This is a genomic window from Pirellulales bacterium (genome assembly GCA_035533075.1).
Classification (GTDB): domain Bacteria; phylum Planctomycetota; class Planctomycetia; order Pirellulales; family JAICIG01; genus DASSFG01.
The window spans coordinates 12,760-34,753 of the sequence record DATLUO010000039.1 but is presented as its reverse complement, the minus strand read 5'-3'; the positions used below and the strand labels follow the sequence as shown (position 1 = coordinate 34,753).

The 21,994-nt window shown below is 63.9% G+C and carries 18 protein-coding genes; 13 read left to right on the top strand and 5 right to left on the bottom strand.

Annotated elements, in window-relative coordinates:
- Positions 1-92 precede the first annotated feature (92 nt).
- The 3 genes from carA to VNH11_04570 all read left to right on the top strand — a co-directional run bounded on the left by carA (position 93) and on the right by VNH11_04570 (position 5,276).
- On the top strand, positions 93-1,220 hold the full coding sequence (gene carA / locus VNH11_04580; protein ID HVA45642.1) for a glutamine-hydrolyzing carbamoyl-phosphate synthase small subunit: 1,128 nt from the start codon (positions 93-95) through the stop codon (positions 1,218-1,220).
- A 672-nt stretch (positions 1,221-1,892) separates the two neighbouring features.
- A complete protein-coding gene (locus VNH11_04575; protein ID HVA45641.1) occupies positions 1,893-4,313 on the top strand; it encodes a PPC domain-containing protein in 2,421 nt (806 codons plus the stop codon).
- Positions 4,314-4,727: 414 nt separating this feature from the next.
- Positions 4,728-5,276: a DUF4303 domain-containing protein gene (locus VNH11_04570; protein ID HVA45640.1), complete on the top strand. Its 549-nt coding sequence runs from the start codon at positions 4,728-4,730 to the stop codon at positions 5,274-5,276.
- Positions 5,277-5,511: 235 nt separating this feature from the next.
- Here the strand turns inward: VNH11_04570 and VNH11_04565 are convergent, their stop codons facing one another.
- The 3 genes from VNH11_04565 to lepB form a co-directional block, all read right to left on the bottom strand.
- Positions 5,512-5,910: a hypothetical protein gene (locus VNH11_04565; GenBank protein ID HVA45639.1), complete on the bottom strand. Its 399-nt coding sequence runs from the start codon at positions 5,908-5,910 to the stop codon at positions 5,512-5,514.
- A 49-nt stretch (positions 5,911-5,959) separates the two neighbouring features.
- Positions 5,960-6,727 (bottom strand): LPS export ABC transporter ATP-binding protein, encoded by a 768-nt coding sequence (gene lptB / locus VNH11_04560; protein HVA45638.1) that lies wholly within the window; start codon positions 6,725-6,727, stop codon positions 5,960-5,962.
- 87 nt (positions 6,728-6,814) lie between these two features.
- Positions 6,815-8,602 (bottom strand): signal peptidase I, encoded by a 1,788-nt coding sequence (gene lepB, locus VNH11_04555; protein ID HVA45637.1) that lies wholly within the window; start codon positions 8,600-8,602, stop codon positions 6,815-6,817.
- Between the two features lie 127 nt (positions 8,603-8,729).
- Between lepB and VNH11_04550 the strand changes: the two genes are divergently transcribed.
- Positions 8,730-9,356 (top strand): CoA pyrophosphatase, encoded by a 627-nt coding sequence (locus VNH11_04550; GenBank protein ID HVA45636.1) that lies wholly within the window; start codon positions 8,730-8,732, stop codon positions 9,354-9,356.
- A 311-nt stretch (positions 9,357-9,667) separates the two neighbouring features.
- Here the strand turns inward: VNH11_04550 and ispG are convergent, their stop codons facing one another.
- On the bottom strand, positions 9,668-10,801 hold the full coding sequence (gene ispG / locus VNH11_04545) for a (E)-4-hydroxy-3-methylbut-2-enyl-diphosphate synthase (GenBank protein ID HVA45635.1): 1,134 nt from the start codon (positions 10,799-10,801) through the stop codon (positions 9,668-9,670).
- A 251-nt stretch (positions 10,802-11,052) separates the two neighbouring features.
- Here ispG and VNH11_04540 point away from each other — a divergent pair, with 251 nt between their 5' ends.
- Both VNH11_04540 and hrpB read left to right on the top strand, forming a co-directional pair.
- Positions 11,053-11,235: a hypothetical protein gene (locus VNH11_04540; protein HVA45634.1), complete on the top strand. Its 183-nt coding sequence runs from the start codon at positions 11,053-11,055 to the stop codon at positions 11,233-11,235.
- Between the two features lie 10 nt (positions 11,236-11,245).
- Complete coding sequence (gene hrpB / locus VNH11_04535; protein HVA45633.1) at positions 11,246-13,768, top strand: ATP-dependent helicase HrpB; 2,523 nt, start codon at positions 11,246-11,248, stop codon at positions 13,766-13,768.
- 32 nt (positions 13,769-13,800) lie between these two features.
- On the opposite strand, the gene rnhA is transcribed toward hrpB, so the two are convergent.
- Positions 13,801-14,577 (bottom strand): ribonuclease HI, encoded by a 777-nt coding sequence (rnhA, locus tag VNH11_04530; protein HVA45632.1) that lies wholly within the window; start codon positions 14,575-14,577, stop codon positions 13,801-13,803.
- Positions 14,578-14,915: 338 nt separating this feature from the next.
- On the opposite strand from rnhA, the gene VNH11_04525 reads away from it, so the two are divergent.
- From VNH11_04525 to VNH11_04495, 7 genes are all read left to right on the top strand, one after another.
- The gene (locus VNH11_04525; protein HVA45631.1) at positions 14,916-15,716 is read left to right on the top strand and encodes a hypothetical protein; all 801 of its coding nucleotides are present in this window, start codon (positions 14,916-14,918) and stop codon (positions 15,714-15,716) included.
- A gap of 224 nt (positions 15,717-15,940) precedes the next feature.
- Positions 15,941-17,161, top strand: coding sequence for an FHA domain-containing protein (locus tag VNH11_04520; protein ID HVA45630.1), 1,221 nt, complete (start codon positions 15,941-15,943; stop codon positions 17,159-17,161).
- 10 nt (positions 17,162-17,171) lie between these two features.
- On the top strand, positions 17,172-19,277 hold the full coding sequence (locus tag VNH11_04515; protein HVA45629.1) for a serine/threonine-protein kinase: 2,106 nt from the start codon (positions 17,172-17,174) through the stop codon (positions 19,275-19,277).
- 434 nt (positions 19,278-19,711) lie between these two features.
- Positions 19,712-20,242, top strand: a complete 531-nt coding sequence (locus tag VNH11_04510) for a hypothetical protein (GenBank protein ID HVA45628.1) — start codon at positions 19,712-19,714, stop codon at positions 20,240-20,242.
- A 133-nt stretch (positions 20,243-20,375) separates the two neighbouring features.
- Positions 20,376-21,038 carry an RNA polymerase sigma factor gene (locus VNH11_04505; protein ID HVA45627.1) on the top strand — a complete coding sequence of 221 codons (663 nt, stop codon included), beginning with the start codon at positions 20,376-20,378 and terminating at the stop codon, positions 21,036-21,038.
- Positions 21,031-21,510, top strand: a complete 480-nt coding sequence (locus VNH11_04500; GenBank protein ID HVA45626.1) for a hypothetical protein — start codon at positions 21,031-21,033, stop codon at positions 21,508-21,510. The genes VNH11_04505 and VNH11_04500 overlap by 8 nt, the downstream gene beginning before the upstream one ends.
- A gap of 2 nt (positions 21,511-21,512) precedes the next feature.
- Positions 21,513-21,935, top strand: coding sequence for a hypothetical protein (locus tag VNH11_04495; protein ID HVA45625.1), 423 nt, complete (start codon positions 21,513-21,515; stop codon positions 21,933-21,935).
- Positions 21,936-21,994: the final 59 nt, after the last annotated feature.

Below are 21,994 nucleotides of genomic sequence, written 5' to 3'. Positions count from 1 at the left end.
GCTTCGCCCGGAGACCCACAGCCGTAAACAGCTATCGGGCAACTCCACTGGACGACTTTAAGCACCGCCGCCCTGCCCGCAGATCCGGAACCATGACCCAACCTGCCAAGCTCGCACTCGAAGACGGAACTGTTTACGCCGGCGTCTCCTTTGGCGCCGCCGGCGAAGTCGATGGCGAAGTCTGCTTCAACACGTCGATGACCGGCTACCAGGAAATCGTCACCGATCCCAGCTATCGCGGGCAAATTGTCACGATGACCTATCCCGAAATCGGCAACTACGGGGTCAACTGCGAAGACGTCGAGAGCCAGCGTCCGCATCTCGCCGGCTTCGTAGTGCGCGAGTTGAGCCGGCAAACGAGCAACTTCCGAGCTTCGGGCAACTTGCATGATTATCTGGCGGCGGCCGGCGTAGTGGGGCTGGCCGGCATCGACACACGGGCCTTGGTGCGGCGGCTTCGCACGCGAGGGGTCATGAAAGGCGTCCTGTCGACCGTCGATCTCGACGACCGCAGCCTGGTGGCCAAGGCCCAGGCAAGTCCCGGACTGGTCGGCCGCGACCTGGTGCGGGAAGTTGTGCCCGAAGGCATCCGTGCGTGGACCGAAGAGCTGAGCCCCTGGTCGAAGCTGAGCGGAGAGACCGTCGCGCCCGAAAGCGCCCGGTTGCCGCACGTGGTGGCCCTCGACTACGGCATGAAATGGAACATCGCCCGGCATTTGCGTTCGCTGGGCTGCCGTGTGACCGTGCTGCCCGGCACGGCGACGGCCGACGAAGTGCTGGCCCAGCGGCCCGACGGCATCTTCCTCTCCAACGGCCCCGGCGACCCGGAACCGCTGACTTACGCCATCCACACCATCCGCGGAGTGCTGGGCAAGGCGCCCGTCTTCGGCATCTGCCTGGGGCATCAACTTTTGTCGCTGGCCTGCGGAGCGCGGACGTTCAAGCTCAAATTCGGCCATCGGGGAGCGAACCAGCCTGTTTTGAACCAGCTCACCGGCGCGGTTGAGATTACCTGCCAGAACCATGGCTTTGCGGTGGATGAGTCGTCATTGCCGGCGGAGTTGGAGGTGACGCACCGGAATTTGAACGACGACACGATTGAAGGCGTCCGCCACCGCGGGCTGCCGGCTTTTAGCGTGCAATATCATCCCGAGGCCTCGGCCGGCCCGCACGACAGCGATTATCTGTTCGCCGAATTTCGCAAGCTGCTGCCGAGTTAGAGACATGTGTCCAGCTATTCTCGGTCACTGGACAGGCCTACTATTCAATTAAGTAACGGACCTAAGCTGAACCGAAAACCGAAAGGCTTTCCAACTCAGCGGGGTGATTTCAAATCCGAAAGGAAACGAATCGCCCAAAAGTCCGTTACCGTAAGACGTGACCGTGAGCTGAAAAATGCAAGCGAAAGTTTGCAGGTCAGCAAATTGGCGACAAGTCAGCAACTTGTCAAAAAAAGCCAGCAGCGGCCACGTCTTTTTTGCTGCGCGGTGGTCATGCGCCGCGGCTTGGCCGAAACGGATGTTTTTGTTTTTTCACCACTTGACAAGCACCGGGATGGCTCTCAAAATGCTACGCGGCGGCTGGAGGCAACTCCGGCTACCGGCCCTTCCAGGTACCTGCCCCGCCTGCGAAGGGCTTTTTTATGCGCCAAGTGGCCCGCTTGCTCCGCAAGCGGAAGGGCGCCGACGCCATGGAACGCTCTCGTGAACGGAAAACGTTGAGCAGGTGGTGCAAAGCCGTTCCGCTCGCGGAGCGAGCGGGCTACGTGGCCCGCTTGCTCCGCAAGCGGAAGGGCGCGGGCGACGGTACAATACTGAAACCCCCGCGGCGAAGTAGGGGTATAGTTTCGGCACGGTATCGCAATTCTTTCAGCGCGTCGCTAGGAATTTCGCATGGCATGGCGGACGTTCTTTCTCGCGGTGCTTCTGGCGGCATCGCCGGCGCGGGCCCAGATGGTCGCCCAGCGGCTGCGCGACGATATGCCCGCCATCCATCATTTGCAGCCGACCGGCTTGGCCCGCGGACAAACCGTGGAAGTGACCGTCATGGGCGAGCGTCTGGAAGACCTTGACCGCATTGTCGGGCCGCCGGGAGTGAAGCTGGCCAAAGTTCTCGCCGTCGAGGCCAAGCAAGCGCGTGTGGCCGTGGAAGTGGCCGCCGACGCTCCGCCCGGTGTTTTCGCCTGCTACTTTCTGGCCAAGCACGGCCTGTCGAATCCCAAGTTGGTGCGCATCGACCCCTGGCCCCAGACCGAGGAGCACGAAGACAACAACAGCCTGTCGGAGGCCACGCCCGTGCGTTGGCCTTGCGGGGTATCCGGCGTGCTCGCGGCGGCCGACCATGATTGGTTTCGCTTCGACGCGGCGGCCGGCCAGCGAGTCGTGTTCGACGTGCTCGCCCAGCGGCTCGGTTCGCCGTTGCGGCCGGTGCTCACGCTCTTCGACTCCGCCGGACGCGAGCTGGCGCAGCAGTCGGCCGCACCGCGTGACATCGCCCCCGACAACCGCCTGGTCTACACATTCCCTGAGTCGGGCAGCTACTGTCTTCGTCTCCGCGACCTCACCTACGCCGGCGCCGACTTCGCCACCTACCAGTTGCGGATCGGGCCGATCGCCTTCGCCACCGCCATGTATCCCCTGGGCGGCCAGCGCGGGTCGAAGGTGCCCGTCACCTTCAGCGGCGGCACGCTCGACCAGCCGTTCATTCACACCGTCGATTTGACGGGCGACCCGTCGTGGCAACTTATGCGCTGGCAATTCCCGTTCGGCGACGACGTGCTTGCCGCTCCGGCGTTTTTCACCGTCGGCGACGCGCCGGAGGTGCTGGAGAACGAACCGAACGACGAGCCACCGCAGGCGGCGCCGGTAAATTGGCCCGTCACCGTCAATGGCCGCGTCGACCGGCCGGGCGATCGTGATGTGTTTCGTTTTCACCTCGCGGCGGGCGGCAAGCTGGCCTTGCGCGTGGCTGCCCAGCAGCTCGGCAGTCCCCTCGACGCCCTCGTCACCGTGAGTGAGGCCGGCGGCAAGGAGCTGCTTTCGCTCGACGACCGCCAGCCGGTGCCCCGCGAACCGCCGGTCGTGCGGGCCATCGCCACGCCGCCCATCGACGACCCGCTGGGTGAGTTTACGGCCACAGTGGAGGGAGACTATTACCTCGCGATCGAAGACCGCTATGGCAACGGCGGGCCGGAGTACGCCTATCGTCTGGAACTGAGCCCGGCGGCCGCCGACTTCGAGCTGGTCGTTCAGCCGGCCATCGCCAATGCTGCTCCGCCCGCCGGACGCCGCAATGGTCCCGTCCAAGCCACATACGCGGGCATCGGCAGCGGCTCGCTGAGCCTCGACCGGGGCGGCACCGGCAGTCTCGTGGTCCGGGCGTTTCGCAACGGATACATCGGCCCGATCGAGATCAGCGTCGAAGGTCTGCCCGAAGGCGTGCGGGCAAGCGCGGCGACCATCGCCGCCGGCCAGAACGAGGCCACCATCAACCTGGCGGCCGATTTCGCGGCTGTCAGCAGTGCCTCGCTGGTCCGCATCGTCGGCAGCACGGCTGCGCAGGCCGATGTGCCGGCGATGAAGCGGCTGGCGACGCAACCGGTCGTTTGGTCGTCGTTGCCGGTCAATGGCGCGCTGGAAACCCGTCTCTCGGACGTGGCCGTCGGCGTCAGCCGGCAAGGGGCCGAATTGGCGATTCAGGCCTCGCTGGCCGATCGGTTGGTGCCGGGCGGCAAGGTCAAGCTGCGGGTCGCCGCCGAGCGACGCGAGGGCTACGTGGGCAAGATTCAGCTCAGCCTGGTCAACCTGCCAAGCGGGTTGGCGTCCGCCAACGGTGAGATCGCCGCCGAACAAAACGCCGCCGAAATCGAATTGACGGCCGGCACAGAACTGACGCCCGGCCCGCACCGCGTACTCGTGCAGGCCACGATGCCCCTGGCCGGCAAAAAGGAACCCGTAGTGGCCACCTTCCCGCTCGACCTGAACGTGTTGCCCCTGGCCACGGTCGAGTTGGCCTCGCAGCAGATCAACCTGCCGCAGGGCGGTGCGGCCAAGGTGGAGTTCAGCGTGGTCCGCAACGTTTCGGCGGCGACCGCCATCGAGTTGACGTTGACAGGATTGCCCAAAGGCGTCGCCGCGGAGTCTACGACGATTGCTCCCGGCGTCGAACGTTTTGAGCTGAAGCTCCAAGCCGGCGAAGGCGCGACGGCCAGCCCAATTCGCCGCATCGTACAGATCAAGCCGCATTTGCAACTTGGCGAGCAGTCGGTCGAGTTGCCGACGTTGCGATTTGCATTGCGCGTGACGAAGCCGTAGGGGGTTCAGGGTTCAGGGTTCAGGAAGGCCGTAGATGGGCACCAGCGAGCTGGCGAGCGCCGTCCCACCGTTGGAAAGGCGTCAGGCGTTGGGCGTTGGGCAATTTTCAATTCGCAATTCGCAATTTGCAATTTCCTGAACCCCGAACCCCGAGCCCCCTGACGCCCGGCCCCTGATGCCTGACGCCTTACTACGCCGCATGCGGGCGATCTTGGCTGTCGCGGTCGGGCATGTCCATGCCTTCGCCGAAGCTTGCCGCGCGGACGCTGGTGGCTTTCGGCAGACTTGGCACCAATCTGACGCCCGACGGACAATGAAGATATACTAAAACAATGGCCAAGGTTGCGAACTGACATGAACGATGACCCGAATGAATTTCGCGACCGGCCGCTCTCCCACACAAGCTAACGAGCGATGACCTTGGAGACGTTTGCCGACTTTCGCTCGATCATCCGCGACGAGGCGCGGCAGGCATACCTGGATCTGCTGGATCGTCGCTCCGGCGAGCACGTTTGCGCCTTCGCGCTCGTCACCGATGCTGATCGCTTCGGCGCCAATGCGGCTGGCGACACGATCGAGCGCCGCCAGCAGCGCCTCGCCAAGCGGCCGCCAAGGAATAGGGCCGAAGAGAAATATCATGTGTGGTCGTACGCATGGAACACCGGCGAATGGGACGCCATCTACAGCGCTGATCGACCACGTGCCCATCCCTCGGCATTGTCAGGGGAGCAGGGGTTTAAGAGCATGCTCGCGTTCGAGCAAGCCTGGTCGTCGAGCGGAGGAAGCGAGCGCGCGTTCAAAGGCAACATGCTGCGGTCGACGGAATCAGGTCGCGACCGAGGGTTGCGGAACCGAATGAAATTCCTCAGCGGAGGGATCGACCAGCGCAAAATCGGGACCCAGCCATCGCTTGAACTCGGCATCGCTGAACACTCTGAGAGCGTAGCATTGGACCCTCATTGATGGTTGCCTATCTTCAAGCAGCAGAGTATTTTCATCGACCCTGGAACAGTGCAATCGCTCGACCAACCAACTCGGCGGCACCTCCATTCGCAAAACGCCCGTGCATAGAATGAATCGTGGCTCGGTGCTCCCGGCAACCTCTTTTACGCGAATGACGAGCATCCGATGTGGCGTGGCGAAGTAGCGAAGTACGTCGGCACGGAGGCCCCTCAATTCAGTCAGTTCTTGATCGCCATTAGGACAAATCCAGCCAGTCGGTAGGCTCATCGATGATCTCTCCTGACTCGCCATAAAACGTCGTCTTCGCGAGTAGATGTTCGGACGTGAGTACTTCGTAAAGCTCGCGGTTCGTCCAGCCAAACTCGTTCAGCCCGGGGTCGTAGCGGAGATAGCCGCTCTTGAGCCATCTTTGGAAATCGTCTCTCGCCAATCCCTTGAGGCTGAAATGGATCGCATCGGCATTTTGCATTGCGCGGCGAATACCTTGCCACGGGGCATCGTCAGGACCGGTCAGTGACGGAAACGGAAACATTTCGACGCGGCCCGTCTGGGCCGCGCAAAGCATTTCCGCTAACTCACGTACAACCTCACTCGTTCCCAGAGCAATTCCCGCCACTTGTCGGGCATCCTTCAATTATAACAAGCTTCCGGGGCAGTCGCCTGCTGAAATTAACCCTCCCTTACTACGCCGCATGCGGGCGATCGTGGCTGTCGCGGTCGGGCATGTCCATCCCTTCGCCGAAGTAATACTTGCGTGCCTCCGGGTTCGAGAGCACTTCCTTCGGCCGGCCATGACAAAGCACCCGGCCGCCGCGGATGACGTAGCTGCGGTCGGTGATCTGCAACGTCTCGCGCACCTGGTGGTCGGTGATCAAGATCGAGATGCCCGAATCGCGCAGCGAGCGAATGATCTGCTGGATGCTGGCGATCGTCACCGGGTCGATGCCGGTGAACGGCTCGTCGAGCAAAATCAGCCGCGGGTCGGAGACCAGGCAGCGGGCGATCTCCAACCGCCGCCGCTCGCCGCCCGAAAGCGACATGGCCAGCGACTTTCGCAACCGGGCGATATCGAACTTTTCCAGCAGATCCTCGCAACGGTTGCGGCGGCGCTTGCGGTCGAAGCCCAGCATCTCCATCATGCCCAGCAAGTTGTTCTCAACCGACAGCTTGCGAAACACGCTCGACTCCTGGGCCAGATAGCCCATGCCGCCCTCGCGGGCGCGGCGATACATGGGCCAGCCCGTGACGTCGAGACCGTTGAGGATCACCTTGCCGGCGTTGGGCTCGGTCATGCCGCAGGCCATGCGAAAGCTGGTGGTCTTGCCGGCGCCGTTGGGGCCGAGCAGCCCGACGATCTCGCCGTGGCGGACGTCGAAATCGACCCCGTCCACGACGCGCCGGCGGCCGTAGATTTTCACCAGGCCGTGAACCGAAATGACGACGTTCTCCATCGGTCCTCCTTGACGGTAACACGGAGGATGGCGTTCCTAGGCCGTCCCACGATCAACGGGACGGCCTAGGAAGGCCATCCTCCCTTTTTAACGCACAAAGCCCATCCGGGGCACGTTGGGAATGAACGGAAACCAGCTATTCGGAAAGCCCGGCAACGGCAGCGCGTGCGGCCAGTAAATGTAAAGCGCCTTGCCGACCAGCAAATCGCGCTTGACGTAGTATTCAGTCCTGCCTTCCTCGTCGCGGCCGTCCCATAAGCGGCTGTCGGCACTGCGCGGGCTGTTATCGCCCAGCACCAGAAAGCGGTCGGCGGAGAGCGGGAAATAGAGCGCCCGCAACTGGTTCAACGGCGGCCACTGGTCCGGCGGCAGCGGTATCTCATGGCCGTGCCCCTCGTCCTCGTATACCCCGATGCTGTTCGCCACGTAGTAGATGTCACGCAGCACGCGCAGGTCGCGAAATTCGGCGGCCACCCCGAGGCAGCCGATTTGCACCGGGTTCAGGTCGTCCTCGGTCGGCAGGCCGTTCTCCAAGGGCCGGAAGGGGAGCGAGGCGACCACCGCGCCATCGACCCACAGATGGAGCTGGTCGTCGACGTTCGCAAAACGAACGCGGTGCGTTCCGCGGCCGCGGATGGCCGTCGTTGCCGTCTGCGCCGCGAGCGGCGCCGCAGCCTGCTCGTCGAAGCGGGCGTCGCTGGAAATCGAAAGTTGGGCCGCGCCGCTGGCCACGTCGATGCGGCAGCGGAAGAAGTAACCGCCTTCCACGAGCACGAACAGCAGATCGCCCCGCTCGCCTTCGACCGCCACGCGGCATTCGACGGCCAGATCGCCGACCCACCGCGAGCCGCGCGTGTCGGACCCGGAGAAATCGTTGTCGGAGACCCCGGTGTTGTAGGCGTAGAAATCGGAGATAAGCTGCGGCTGAATCCGCAGCTCTTCGGCCGTCATGCGCGGATTTTGCTCCAGAGCGCGCCAGTCCTGCGGCGAGGCGACGAGGTGCTGATACACGGCCAGCGCTTCGCCCTCGCCCGTGCCGTCGTAGCGAAAACCTTTGGCGTCGTCGATTCGCTCCCAGTGGTCGGCGTTCGTCTCAACGGGATACCAACGCGCGGGCAAGCGGGGCGACAGATAATTGTTATCGTGGACGACCTGCAGCATGGCCTCGACCTTGGCGGGCGGTTTTCGCTCGATCTCCAACACGCTCTCCCGCTGCAAGAAGCCCACAACTTCGGCGTTCAGCTCGGAGGGAAGATCGTCGATCACCCCTTGCAGCCGGTCCTGGGCCGCGGGATTCCCGGCCGTCAGCACGTCGCCGTGGCAGATGACGACCGACTCGTTGGGCAGCCCGACCACCCGCTTGATATAGTTCTCTTTGGCCCTGCCGGGATTCTTGAACACGGCGATGTCCCAGCGATTGGGGCCGCTGAACTCATAGGGAAACTTGGCCACGAGAATCCGATCGCCCTTATAGGAGCGGTGCGGCACCGATTCGTCCGGGTCGCCGCGGCCAAACCGCATCTCATATCGGCAAATCGGGCAGGTGCATGCGCGGACCTCGTGCCGCTGCCGCTCCAGCGAACTCGCCCAGTCGCCGCCTCCACGCCGCTCTTCGTCGCTGGCGCTGACACGGTAGTGATAGCCGCAGTTGGAACAAGCCAGGTCCTTATGGCGGCCCATCAACGTGGGGGCCATCGACCCGGTGGGAATCACAAACGCTTCCGCCTCGAAGGTGCGGAACAGAAACGCCAGCACAAAGGCGATCACGATCGATTCGACCGTCTCGCGCAGGCTGTCGCGCGGGGTGGCTTTGGCCTTGTCGTCGGCGGGTTTTGGATCGGGCTTACGCGACGGGTCGGGTTTCTTCTTTGCCATACCACTGAATATAGCGAAAACCGCCCCGGCCAGGAACTTTGAATTGTAAGCCCCAGCCACCGCAATGGCCTCATTCGTGGCCGCGCGCAGTATACTGTAGCGGAATGCTGCTTTTGGCAGGAGGCGAATGAACGCGGATCTTTTACAAGCGATTCGAGACCGGTTGACCAGGCCGCCCCTGCCCGGCAAGGCCGTGCAACGCGAAATGGAACCGTCGCTGTGTTACGGCCGGCATTTCGGGCCGCCCACCTGCCGCGCGCGTGACGCGGCCGTGATCGCCCTGCTTTATCCGCACGCCGGCGACTGGTATCTGCCGCTCACGGTGCGTCCGGCGACGTTAACCGCCCATGCCGGCCAGATCAGCCTGCCGGGCGGGGCCAGCGAGCCGGGTGAGACGACCGCACAGGCTGCCTTGCGCGAGTTGGCGGAAGAGCTGGGTGTGCCAGCGAGCGAGGTGTCGCTGCTCGGCCCGCTGTCGCCGATTTACGTCTTCGTGAGCGAATATCTGGTCACTCCCTGGGTGGCGGCCATTGATGCGCGGCCGCGGTTCCGTCCCAGCGCCGACGAGGTAAGCGAGTTGCTCGAAGTACCCCTTTCCCGGCTGCTCGATCCGGCGGCGCGCGGCAGCCACACGCGGCGTCAACGGGGAATCGAGTTGAGCGTGCCGCATTTCCAATGGGGCCGACACCGGATATGGGGCGCCACCGCTATGATTCTGACCGAGTTGGCGGCGGTGATGCATGAGGCGGGATAGCGTTCAGAGAAGGGTTCTGGGTTCAGGGTTTCCCGGCGCGCAGGGATTCAGGGTGGTGGCTGGTGGCGCAGACTTCTGAGGGCGGCAACGAGAAGCCACAGTAGTGTTCCGGCCAATCCGCCACCTAGCGCGCCGAGCAGCATTCCGCGAGACGACGGCCTAGCTTGGCCGGCGAGGAGGTGAATGGATGCCCCGATCACGGACCCATTGACGGCCCCAAAGGTGCTCCACGCGAGGATGCCGGCGATGATGGATCGAGTTCGCGTTTTCACTGTGCCACACCTTATCCCTCATCCCTTATCCCTCATCCCTCATTGCGCAGCGATCAACGCATCCAACTCCTGCTTCAACCTGGGCAAAATGGCATCGTAGGCAAACGCGCCGATCTGCTCACTGCGGCGTTTGAGGTTCACATGGTTCGGCCCGCACCACAGCCCCAGGTCGGCATCGTCGGTCTCCCCAGGTCCGTTCACCCGGCAACCCATCACCGCGATCGTGATGGCGTGCTCGCGTGCGTAGGCCGTCATCTCCTTCACCTGCTGCGCCAACTCGACGAAGGCTTCGTTCTCGACCCGCGAACAACTCGGGCAACTGATGATGTTCAACGTCGAGAGACCATAATCGACGACGCTGCGCACCCGGCCGGCGGCGATGTCGGCCAAAATCTGCCGGCCGGCGGCGATCTCTTCGGGCTTACGCGGATTGGGCACGGTGAGCGATACGCGAATCGTGTCGCCGATGCCGCGGCTGATGAGCTGCTCGAAGGCGATGCGGGTCTTGATGATGCCGTCGGGCGGAATGCCCGCCTCGGTCACGCCCAGGTGCAGCGGCACGTCGGGCCGCTCGTCGGCGAAGCGGCGGTTGACCTCCACCACCTTCCTGGGGTCGGAATCTTTCAGCGAGACGCAGTAGCGCGTGAAGCCGATCGAATCGAGAAGCTCGCAGTGCTCCAGGGCGCTTTCGAGCATGGGGGTGATCGAGTCGTCGGCCGCGTACTTCTCGCGTTTGGCCGGATCGACCGAGCCGCAGTTGACGCCCACGCGAATGGCGCAGTCGTTGTCGGCGGCCACGCCCGCCAAAAAGCGGACCTTTTCCTGCCAGGGCTTGCTACGCTCGTGGTGATAGAGGTGGCCGGGGTTGTAGCGGACCTTGTTGACGTGCGGGGCCACCAGCGTTGCCAGCCGGTAGTTTTCTTGCAGATCGACGGAGAGGTTGGCGTTGGTCTGCTTGCGGATTTCGCCCAGCGCCTCGGCGTCTTTGCTGCTATCGACGGCGATGCGGACCACGTCGGCCCCGGCCTCGGCCAAGGCGTTGACCTGGGCCACGGTGGCGTCGATGTCCTGAGTGTGCGTGGCCGTCATGCTTTGCACGGCCACCGGACGGTTATCGCCAATGGTCACCGAGCCGATGCGGACGGAACGGGTGGGTTTTCTGACAAGATTCATCGCTGATTCCCCAGGCCGATTTTGGATTTTCGATTTTGGATTGAATGCCGCGCAATCGAAGACCATCGCCGTGCAAATTCTACCGCGCCAGCCCGCTATTGACCTACCCCGACTTATCCATAAGCATCTTGCAAATCGCTTCGACAGGGCCAGATAATCGGGCGAAGCAAGCCGGACCCCACTCTGGTAATCGTGGTCTGAGGGACATACTATATTCTCGGGAGGAACTCGGCGCATAGGACTTTGTGGCAATGGCTCAGTTCGGCCTCAAAACGCTGTTGGCGGCGACGACGGCCGCGGCCATGGGGCTGGCGTTGCACGTCTGCCCGCCGCCGGCAGGGCCGTTGCTGATGAAAGCGGCGGGCGGCATCGCCCTGTTTGTACCTGTCTTGGCCGCCGTCTACTTTGCCGACTGGTTCGACCGGCGGATGTAAGCGACCAAACATGACGCTGCCGCCCCTTCCCATCGACGCTGTCCTCGCGGAACTGCTGTCGTCGCTGGCCGCACAGCCGGCGGTCGTGCTGCAAGCGCCGGCCGGGGCCGGCAAAACCACCCGCGTGCCGCCCGCCATCCTGGACGCGGGCCTGGCCGCTTTCGGGCAGGTCGTCGTGCTTCAGCCGCGGCGACTGGCGGCACGCGCCGCCGCCGCACGCATCGCCGCCGAGCGCGGCGGGCGACTCGGCGATGAGATCGGCTACCAGGTGCGGTTCGAGCGTCAGGCCGGCCGGGCCACGCGCATCCTGGCCGTCACCGACGGCGTCTTTGTCCGCATGCTGGCCGACGACCCGTTTCTCGAAGACATCGGCGTTGTGGTGTTCGACGAGTTCCACGAACGCAGCGTCCATACCGACCTGGCTCTGGCCATGGCCCGCCGCGTTCAGCTCGAAGTGCGGCCAGAGCTGAAGATCGTCGTCATGTCGGCCACGCTCGCTCCCGAACCCATCGCGGCCTGGCTCGGCGACTGCCCGATCGTCCGCAGCCAGGGGCGAACGTTTCCGGTCGAGGTGCGCTATCTGCCCCATTCGCCACAGGGGCCGATAGCGCCGCTCGTGGCCCGCGGCGTGGAGACACTGCTCGGCGAAACCGGCGGCCACGTGCTCGCCTTTCTGCCGGGCGTGGCCGAAATCCGCCAGGCCGAGCGGGAGCTTTTGCGGGGCGGCCGCATCGACGACGCGGACCTGATGCCGCTCTACGCCGATTTGCCGCTCGACGAGCAGCAGGCCGTGCTGGAACCGGGCCGTCGCCGCAAGATCGTGTTGGCGACGAACGTGGCCGAGACCAGCCTGACCATCGAGGGGGTGACGGCGGTCGTCGATTCCGGACTGGCCCGCGTGTTGCGGTCCGATGCGGCTCTGGGCATCGACCGCTTGGAGACGACGCGCATCTCGCGGGCGTCGGCCGACCAGCGCTGCGGACGGGCCGGACGCACTTCGCCGGGCATCTGCCTGCGGCTGTGGAGCGAGCGCGAGCAGGCCGGCCTGCGCGATTTCGAAAGCCCGGAGATCGCCCGTGTCGATCTGGCCGGGCCCGTGCTCGAATTGCTGTGCTGGGGCGAAACCGATCTGGAACATTTTGGCTGGTACGAAGTGCCGCCTGCCTCGTCGATCGAGCAGTCGCTGCGGCTGTTGCGGCGGCTGGGCGCGTGCGGCCAAAGCGGCGCCACCGAGCTGGGCCGCCGAATGTCGCGTCTGCCGGTGCATCCGCGGCTGGCCCGTGCTTTGATCGAAGGACACGCACGGGGCCAAGGGCCGCGCGTGGCACTGGCCTGCGCCTTGCTCTCGGACCGCGATCCGTTCCGCGGCGGTCGCCACGACGAAAGCCGGCACACGTCGCCCTCCGACATTCTCGACCGCGTGGCCGCCCTCGAGGCGTTCGACCGGTCGGGTACACGCCATAGCGACGTCGGACAACTCGACGCGGCGGCGGCCAGCGCGGTTTTGCGATCGAGAAAACAACTCGTGCGGCTGCTGTCCGACATGCCGGCCAGAGCCGTCTCGCGGGGCGAACCGGCCGACGAAGTCGTGCTGCGTTCGCTGTTCGCGGCCTTTGCCGATCGCCTGGCGCGACGCCGCGAGCCCCACAGCCCGCGGGCGGTGATGCTCGGCGGCCGCGGCGTGCGGTTGTCGCGGGCCAGCGCGGTGCGCGACGCCCCGCTGTTCGTGTGTGTCAGCCTGAGCGAAACCGGCAAGTCGGAGTCGCTCGTTCCGCTTGCTTCGGCGGTCGAACGCGACTGGCTGCCGGCGGAAAGCGTACACGTGAGCGTCGATGTGGAATTCGATCGGAGCCGCGAGCGGGTGGTGGCGGTGCGGCGCACGCGGCTGGACGACCTGGTGCTGGACGAGGCGATGACCAGCCTGCCCGGCGACGTCGATCCCGCGCCCCTGCTGGCCGCGGCCGCCGCCGAACAGCTTGAGCGGACGCTGTCGCTCGATGAAGAGGCGAGCAGCTTTGTGGCCCGCATCCGCTTTCTCCGGCAATGGATGCCGGAGTTGGACCTGCCGGATCTGGGCGACAATCCGTTGCGTCGCTTGCTCCCCTGGCTGGCGATGGGGCGTCAATCGTTCGAAGAACTGCGTCGGGCGCCCGTCGTGCCGGCGCTGGAAGCGATGCTCACGGGGCCGCAACTTGCCGCACTCCAGCGCGAGGCGCCCGAGCGGCTGCGCGTTCCCAGCGGCCGGATGGTGCCTTTGCGATACGAACCTGGTCAGCCGCCTATTTTGGCCGTGAAGATTCAAGAAATGTTTGGGTTGCACGACACGCCTCGCGTGGCCGGCGGACGCGTGCCGGTGCTGCTGCACCTGTTGGCCCCGAACATGCGGCCGCAGCAAGTGACGGCCGACCTGGCCAGTTTCTGGAAGAATGCCTACCCGATCGTCCGAAAGGAGCTGAAGCGGCGTTACTCGAAGCATGCCTGGCCGGAAGATCCCTTGGCGGCCAGCCCCAAGGTACGGAAACCGGGTGGCTAGGGAAGTTTTTGCACCTCATCGAGCCGTCCAAGTCACGTTGGAAACAACTGGCCGTTCCGATTGGGTTGACGGGCCGCTTCGGCGGCGCCGGCCTCGTCGCCCCCGATGGGCTGTTTGGCCTCTTCGACCATGTACATGGCCTTGCACTTCGGGCAGAACAGGTACCATGAGAACCGATAGGTTTGCGTGGCCTTCGCACGTCGGCGAGTCGTCCGCTTGACGACCGGCGTGCCGCATTTGCGGCAGGCTTGGCCTTCGGTCACGATCTTCACATTCGACTCTGCCGCACGGCCGGCCGGCGCTCGCTCGTCTTCGATGTAACCCTCGTCCGGTGGCAGACCGGGCCGCTGGCAGGCAGACATCGCCAGGGCGTCGCAACGTTCGTTGTCGGCGATGCCGGCATGTCCCTTGACCCACACCAACTCGACTTCATGGCGATCGTAGGCGGCCAGCAACCGCTCCCACAGGTCGGCGTTCTTCACCCGCCTGCTGCCCGATACATTCGCCGCCCAAGCGGCGTTGCGGCGTTTGAAAGCGGCGCCGAACCGGATGGCATCGACGAGGTACTTCGAATCGCTATGCAGCATGACGCGGCATTTTTCCTTCAACGCCTCCAGACCCACGATGGCGGCCATGAGTTCCATGCGGTTGTTGGTGGTCCGCCGAAATCCGCCCGAAAGTTCTTTGGCGTGCTCGCCGTAGCGCAGCACGACTCCATAGCCGCCGGCGCCGGGGTTGGGAACCGCGGCGCCGTCGGTAAAAACGCTGACGTGCTTGAGATGCGGTTCGCCCTCGGCTTGGTCGCTCATGGGGCCTTGCTCCCTGGATGCCTGCCCGGCCTACCCTTCAGGCAAGTTTAGCACGAGAAAATGGTCGTCGCCCGCGTGGCAACTGTCGGAATCCGACAGTTGGCCCATTGGTGGGGTAAGTTTCCGTGTGCGTAGCAGAACTCGTGAGAGTTCTGGCGCTGACGACGCCCCGACTTCTCACGAAGCCGGCCGGGCGCCGAAAAAAATTGAGCCGGAGTCCCAAGATTCTTGGCCAAGCGGCGAAGAGAACTTGTTGGCGACCATGTTGGATGGCGCCGGATGCTTTTTACCGCTGAACCGGCTGACGCGCTGCCGCCGGGCTTTGGGAGGGTTCTATCATGCTGAAACGATTGGTTTGGGGAGGTGCCGGTGCGACCGTGCTGGCCGTGTTGCTGTTCGGCGGACGCGAGGCCGTGAGCTACGTCCGCACCTCGGCGTGTTGGGTCAAAGATTCGGTCAAGAACAACGTGCCGATCGAATTCGAGATCGAACGGGCGCGAAGGATGGTCAAAGAGTTGGTGCCCGACATCCGCAAAAACATGCACGTCATCGCCACCGAGGAGGTCGAAGTCGATCAACTCGAAAAGAAGATCGACGGCGCCGAGACGCGGCTCGCCAAGGACCGCGGCGAGCTGATGAAGCTCAAAGACGATCTGTCGGCCAGCAAGGTCAGCTACCGTTATGCCGGCCGCGATTATTCGGCCGAACAGGTGAAGCTCGATCTGGCCAACCGCTTCGAGCGTTACAAGTCGAACGACGCCACGCTGGCCAGCTTGAAAGAGATGCACCAGGCCCGGCGGCGAAGCCTGGATGCCGCCCGGCAAAAGCTGGAAGGGATGCTTTCCGCCAGGCGGCAGCTCGAGGTCGACGTGGAACAGCTCGAAGCACGCCTGAAAATGGTCGAAGCGGCCCAGACGACGAGCGACTACAAGTTCGACGACACGCAGCTTTCGCGCGTCAAAGAACTGGTGACCGATCTTCGCACGCGGCTGGAAGTGGCCGAGAAGCTCGTCAACGCCGAGGGCGAGTTCCGCGACGAGATTCCCGTCAGCGAGCCGGCCCCGGAGAATATCGTCGATGAGGTCGCCGAATACTTCGGCGGACCGCAGACGGTCGGCGCGGTGGCGGAACGGCAATAGAAGCAGGTAGTAGGGTGGGACCAGCGAGCTTGCGAGCGCCGGCCCACCATCGTCAGGCGTCATCAGGCGTCAGGCGTCAGGCTTCAGGCGTTGGGCATTAGGCGCGGTGTGAGGATCATGTCCTAACACCTATCGCCTTGAACATGGTGGGCCGGCGCTCGCAAGCTCGCTGGTCCCACCCTACGATGTTTTTTGCGCCGTCCCTCAATTCCAAGACCTTCCCCATGTGGCGACTCAAACTCCGCGAAGCGACCGACGCCTTTCGGGGCGGACGACTGGACGAAGCCGGGCGGCTGCTCTGCCAGAGCGGTCTACGCGACTTCCGTCCCGCCAAAAAACTGCTGGCGGAGGTCGTCAAGCGCCGCGTTTATGAAGCCGAGCAGTGCCTGGCGGCCGGCGAACCGGCTGCCGCACTGGCCCGGCTCGGTCAACTTGATCGCACTCGCGCTGAAGATACGGCCATCGTGAAGTTACGCGAGGCGGCGGGCCACGTTGCCGCGGCGCAGCGGTTCGCTCGCCGCGGCGAACTGACGCGGGCTGAGTGCGAGTATTCACGGGCAGCCGCTTTGTTGCCGCACGTGGCTGCGTTGGCCGACGCCGCTCGAGCGTGTAGTCTTAAGAGAGCGGAAAGCCGCGAGCTTGCGGATCGCCTGCACGCCGCGCTGGCCGGCGAACATTGGGCGGAGGTCTTGCGTCACGCCGAGAGGCTGATCGAGCTGTGCCCCGATCACCTGATTGCCCGGCAGGCACGCAGTCGGGCCTGGTCGGCGGTCGGAATGCACTTGATGGATGAATCGACGAACACATATACCGGTCCCTCGCCGACGCCGCCCAAGCCGCCGGCCGTTGCGTGGCGGCCGATGGACCGTTTTCTGCTTTGGGTGGACGGTGTGGGGGGCTATCTGGTCTGCGGGCGAGCTGAGGTGACGATTGGTCAGCCCGTGCCGGAGAGCCAGGTCGATATTCCCGTGCTGGGCGATCTTTCGCGGCGGCACGCGAAGCTTCGCCGCGACGGCGAGGCTTACCTGATCGAGCCACGCCGGCCCGTGCGGTTGGACGGCCGGTCGATCGACCGGGCGACGGCACTGGCCGATGGAATGACCATCGAGATGGGCAACGTGAAGCTGCGATTTCGTCAGCCGCACCCGTTAAGTGCCACGGCGCGGCTGGAGTTCGTCAGCCGGCATCGCACGCAGCCCTCGGCCGACGCCGTGCTGCTGCTGGCCGAGTCGTGCGTGTTGGGGCCGGGCACGCAAAGCCATGTGGTCTGCGGAGATTGGTCGCGAGAGCTGATTCTTTATCGGCAAGGTGATGATCTGCTGTGCCGACGCAGTGGGCGATTTCAAGTCGATGGCCAGGGAGTGGTCGATGGCAGCCCGCTGACCTTGAAATCGCAGGTGTCGGGCGAAGATTTTTCGCTCAGTATCGAAAGCTTGGTAGGGTGAGTGTGGACAAATGCAACTCGCAGCCGTTAGCCTGGATGAAGACGAAGATCATGCCATGAACCTCCGCGCGACCCAAGCCGAACCAGAAGCCGCCCCGCGGCCCGCGGCGATGAAGTTCACTTACGCCAGCGGTTCGCGGCCACTCGACGGCTACACGCTCAAGCGCGGCATCGGCCGCGGCGGCTTCGGCGAAGTTTACTACGCCACGAGCGACGCCGGCAAAGAGCTGGCCCTCAAGCTCATCCGCCGCAATCTCGATGTCGAGCTGCGCGGCGTCACGCAGTGCTTGAATCTCAAACACCCCAACCTGCTGTCGCTGTTCGATGTCAAGCAAGACGAGACCGGCGATAGCTGGGTGGTGATGGAATACGTCGCCGGCGACTCGCTGGAAGCCGTCTTGGAGCGGCATCCCGACGGATTGCCTCGCCAAGAGCTGTTGGCCTGGTTTTACGGCATTGCCGCCGGTGTGACCTACTTGCACGATCACGGCATCGTCCACCGCGACCTCAAGCCGGGCAACATTTTCAGCGATGAAGGCATCGTCAAGATCGGCGACTATGGCCTCTCGAAGTTTATTTCGGCCAGTCGCCGCAGCGGGCAAACCGAGAGCGTCGGCACCGTGCATTACATGGCGCCGGAGATCGGCAACGGCCGTTACGGCAAAGAGATCGACATCTATGCCCTGGGCATCATCCTCTACGAGATGCTCACCGGGCACGTGCCGTTCGAGGGCGAAAGCGTGGGTGAGGTGTTGATGAAGCACCTTACCGCCGAGCCGAACCTGGACGGGGTGGAAGAACCGTATCGTTCGGCCATCGCCAAAACGCTCACCAAGAGCCCCGACACGCGCATTAAGACAGTGGGCGAACTGATGGCCCTGTTGCCGGCCGGGCCGCTCGGAACGTTTGTAGCGAGCAATGGCAAGAAGACCGCCTCGGACGCGGGTGCAACTTGTGGCGTAGGCGTCCCGCCTGCCGCTGCGCACGAGGGAGGCAACCCGCCCTCTTCTGCGCCAGAAGCAGGTGTCACCACTGCCACTCCGCAGGCGAGACGCCCGCACCATAAGAGCGACATCGTCTCCGCCGTTCTGGTCGCCGACGAAGAGCCGATCGCCCGCGCCTTTCGAAGCGCTTTTGACCGATTCTCCACCGCCTGGAACACGGGTCGCATTCAGGGGCCCGGCAAGGTGGCCATCATCCTCGCGTCGGCATATATCCTGGTGATGCACGGCATCGTGATCATTCCGACGGCCGTGTCGCTGCTGATGGTCTATGCCTGCTATTACGCCATTCGCAGCGTGGTCATGGCCTGTCGCACGCCGTCGGCGGAGCCAGCGGCCGTCGCTGCTCAGCGACCGGTCGCGCCGGCCCAACCCGCGGCGCCTGTCGCGCCTGCGGCGCCGGCCGTCCCTAGACAGGCGGCTGCCCATGCCGGATTTCGCAATTATCGCCGAGCGGCTGCTGACAGGTCCGTCGCACCGCCGAAGACAGCTCGGCAGCGAGTGGAAGAGCTGACCGGTTCGCTCTTGGCATCGACGGCCGTGGCGGCCGCCATGAGCGTCTTCTTGAGCGTCGTGCATGCCAAGACGCTTCAGCCGGGGCAACTCGCCTGGCTGCTGGTGGTCAGCACGCTTGGCTCCTGGCTGGTGCTCATTCCCAGCAAACTCTGGGAGGGCCACGAAGGCGACTCGACTTTGCGGCGATTGACCCTGATGTTGCTGGGCCTCGGCCTGGGCGCGGCGGCCTGGGGAGTAAAAGACTTTTTGTTGGTGCCGCTGACGGCCGACTGGCGAGACCCCGCGCCGGTGCTGGCGTTCACCGAAGAATACGTCAGCGCCCGGTTCTACGACTCCAACGGCGCGCCGAGCCTGGTGGGGCACATGGCCTACTTCGCTTTCCTGATGCTGCTGGTCCGCTGGTGGAAGCAGGCCGATCCCTTGCGTCCCTCGCGGCTGCGGCTGTGGCCGGTGGTGGTGGCCATCTTCTGGGCCTGGCTGCTCTATTCCTTTTTGCCGTTCCCGCAGCCTTGGGGCACGATGGTGGCGGTCAGCATGTCGGTGGCCGTACAGGTGTCCGCGAGCTGGGAACGGGGTAAACGGAGGGCGGCGACGCTATGAACCCTATGATGGTTGCCTGGTTCCCATTCATTGTCGTGTTCTTTGTGCTGTTCGTGGCGGGCGGTTTTGGCGGACGTGCCTGTCGCACGCGCGGGCGGGTTCGGCCCGTCGCACCGGTGGCGTTTGGCATTGCGGCTCTGTTGTTGATGGTCGCTCTGTTATTGACGATTTTCGTCGTCCGCGACCAAGACGCGTTCCGTCGGTCCGGGCCTGTTCTTCCGCCGCCTCCACAAGTCCAATCAGTTCAGGAGCGGACCGGGCCGCTTCCGATCGCGCCGGCCCCGCGAATCCCGATTGAAATCGAATCACGACCGGAACGGCTTAACGTGCCCCAAGGCGGCACCGTCGAGATCCAGACGGACATCGCAAAACCCGCAACGCCGCCTCTAGCTGGTGCCAGCACGGCGCCGTCCGGTTCGCCCCGGCCCGCCTGGATGGACGCCGAAACGGGCCGCGTGGACAACCTTTATCGCACGCGAATTACGGTCGGTCCCTACCTCTCGCGCACCGAGTGCGAGAATGAGTTGCCCGAAGCCTTGCACAAGGCCGTGCGGGCGTACGCCGCGCGTCTGCTCGGCGAAGAAAAGGCCGCCCACGTCGCGCTGTCCGATTCGTACATCGACGAGCACATCGTGCGCGGCGAATGGGAAGAGCGGCGGCAGACGACGATCGACGAAATGATTTATCTGCACGAGCTGCTCGAATTCGACGGCGATGCCAAGCAACGCATCGAGGGCAGTTATCGGCAAGCCATGGTGTCGGAGCGGTTGGCGTACACCGCGGCGGGCGGCGGCGCGCTGCTGGGGCTGCTCACGATCCTGTTTGCTTATCTCAAGCTCGACACGCTGACGCGCGGCTACTACACCGGGCGCTTGCGGCTGACCGCCACAGCGGCGATACTGGCCTTAGCAGCGGTCGCCGGCCTGTTGGTCGTGAGAGTACTCCGTGGCGGGGGATGGTCGTAAAGTCGCCGTGGGGCGGCCTTCCCAGGCCGTCTGGATCGAGCGACGGCCTAGGAAGGCCGCCCTACGGGGAGTTTTCGAAGAGCTTCTCGGACCTACCGGCGGACCGCTGCCAACCTTTGGCACGAGACGCTCCATGCCCCCTGTCAGCCAGTCCGACACACTTCTGATCGACCGCATCCGCGCCGGCGAAAACGACGCCTGGGATGAGTTGATCGGCCGTTTCGAAGGCCGGCTGCTGGCGTTCGTCGAAACGCGGCTCCGCGACCGCAGCACGAGCGAAGACGTGGTGCAAGAGACGTTCATCGGTTTTCTGACGAGTCTGCCGAACTACGATACCCACCGGCCGCTGGAGAGCTATCTGTTTTCGATCGCGGCCCACAAACTGACCGATCATTTGCGGCGGCAAGGTCGGCGGCCCGCCTTGCCGCTGATCGGCGGCGGCCCCAGCGGCGAGCAAGAATGGGACGTGCCCGGCTCGCAGCGCGCCGCCAGCAGCCTGGTGCGCAGCGGCGAACGGCGGCACTTGGAAGAAGCGGCGCTGGTGCAGGCCATGACTCAGTTGCTGGCGCATTGGCGGACGCGCGGCGATTGGGAGAAGATCGAGTGTACCGAGCTGCTCTTCGTGCGCGGCGTCGCCAACAAAGACGCGGCGGCGAAGCTGGGAATCTCCGAGCAGACGGTGGCCAATTACAAGTTCGACTTCCTGGCCAAGCTGCGGGCGGCCGTACGGCAGCAGGATCTGCCGGAGGATGTCTTTCCTGAGTTGTACGAAGCGAGGAATGACCTAGATGACTGATTTTTTGGACCGTAATTACCTGTCAAGCTTGCAGCAGTTTCCGGAAAATACCAGGCAATTACTGCTGCGGGGATCTTCGACAACGGCTGTGCGCATCAAAGATCCGTCCAAGAAACCGCCCAGCGCTCCGGTCTCCGACGACCTACCGAAGGAACTGCGATTCCTTGGCGGACACCTGTGCAATCTCGGATTCGATAAACTGGGGCTGCCGCAAGGCGAAATAGACAGAATCTACAGAGCATTCGCTGGTGAAGGAGTGGCTGTTCCCGGCACACTGTACAAACTTCGCCATTCTGTGATGTCTATGTTTACGTTCGTCGAACCGGCTAAGGGCGGTGAAGTTACGCTGCCCGGAAGTTGGCGGCAGACCGTCCGTTCCGACAAATGGCTTGGAAAGAAAGTTGCCGCTGTGGACGTGGATTTGTCGCAGTACAAGGAAGAGCCAGACGGATACATATTGAAAGAGGGCTAGGAATGCGTGGGTTCGCCGAATCTTTTCGATTGACGGAAATGGCCGATTGGGCGGAATTTAAGCAGACGCCACCAGAGTTCGCGTTTCTTCGTGGCGATGTTGACCTCGGGTTCGAGAACCTGGGCCTGAGCACTCAGCAGCAACAAGCGCTGATAGCGGCGTTTCAAGGCGATGGGGTGACCGTTCCCGGTACTTCCTGCAAGTTGCGAAAGTTGCCGAACTCGACGGCGGCCGTGGTAGAGCCTGCAACCGGGCAAGAGCCGGTTCTGCCCGACAACTGGAAACAAGGCGTTTATACACTCAGCGGGAACCTCTTCACATACATCGGCAAGATGGTTCGTCGCAACGATCAGCTTCCGCCGAACTTTGAGCCGGCCAATGATCCGAACTATAAAGACGTGGGTGATGGTCACGTTAAAATATGACATCTAGGGCTGGCTGAAACAACCCAGCAAGCAGATCGTTGAACAACCGGACAGACCCT

Bases quoted from the DNA above. Each gene is read 5' to 3' on its own strand.
- carA (HVA45642.1), top strand. From the start codon at position 93: ATGACCCAACCTGCCAAGCTCGCACTCGAAGACGGAACTGTTTACGCC.
- VNH11_04510 (HVA45628.1), top strand. From the start codon at position 19,712: ATGGACGCCGAAACGGGCCGCGTGGACAACCTTTATCGCACGCGAATT.
- rnhA (HVA45632.1), bottom strand. From the start codon at position 14,577: ATGAGCGACCAAGCCGAGGGCGAACCGCATCTCAAGCACGTCAGCGTT.
- VNH11_04540 (HVA45634.1), top strand. From the start codon at position 11,053: ATGGCTCAGTTCGGCCTCAAAACGCTGTTGGCGGCGACGACGGCCGCG.
- VNH11_04520 (HVA45630.1), top strand. From the start codon at position 15,941: ATGTGGCGACTCAAACTCCGCGAAGCGACCGACGCCTTTCGGGGCGGA.
- VNH11_04505 (HVA45627.1), top strand. From the start codon at position 20,376: ATGCCCCCTGTCAGCCAGTCCGACACACTTCTGATCGACCGCATCCGC.
- VNH11_04525 (HVA45631.1), top strand. From the start codon at position 14,916: ATGCTGAAACGATTGGTTTGGGGAGGTGCCGGTGCGACCGTGCTGGCC.
- VNH11_04575 (HVA45641.1), top strand. From the start codon at position 1,893: ATGGCATGGCGGACGTTCTTTCTCGCGGTGCTTCTGGCGGCATCGCCG.
- VNH11_04550 (HVA45636.1), top strand. From the start codon at position 8,730: ATGAACGCGGATCTTTTACAAGCGATTCGAGACCGGTTGACCAGGCCG.
- hrpB (HVA45633.1), top strand. From the start codon at position 11,246: ATGACGCTGCCGCCCCTTCCCATCGACGCTGTCCTCGCGGAACTGCTG.
- VNH11_04570 (HVA45640.1), top strand. From the start codon at position 4,728: ATGACCTTGGAGACGTTTGCCGACTTTCGCTCGATCATCCGCGACGAG.
- lptB (HVA45638.1), bottom strand. From the start codon at position 6,727: ATGGAGAACGTCGTCATTTCGGTTCACGGCCTGGTGAAAATCTACGGC.
- VNH11_04500 (HVA45626.1), top strand. From the start codon at position 21,031: ATGACTGATTTTTTGGACCGTAATTACCTGTCAAGCTTGCAGCAGTTT.
- ispG (HVA45635.1), bottom strand. From the start codon at position 10,801: ATGAATCTTGTCAGAAAACCCACCCGTTCCGTCCGCATCGGCTCGGTG.
- VNH11_04515 (HVA45629.1), top strand. From the start codon at position 17,172: ATGCAACTCGCAGCCGTTAGCCTGGATGAAGACGAAGATCATGCCATG.
- VNH11_04495 (HVA45625.1), top strand. From the start codon at position 21,513: ATGCGTGGGTTCGCCGAATCTTTTCGATTGACGGAAATGGCCGATTGG.
- lepB (HVA45637.1), bottom strand. From the start codon at position 8,602: ATGGCAAAGAAGAAACCCGACCCGTCGCGTAAGCCCGATCCAAAACCC.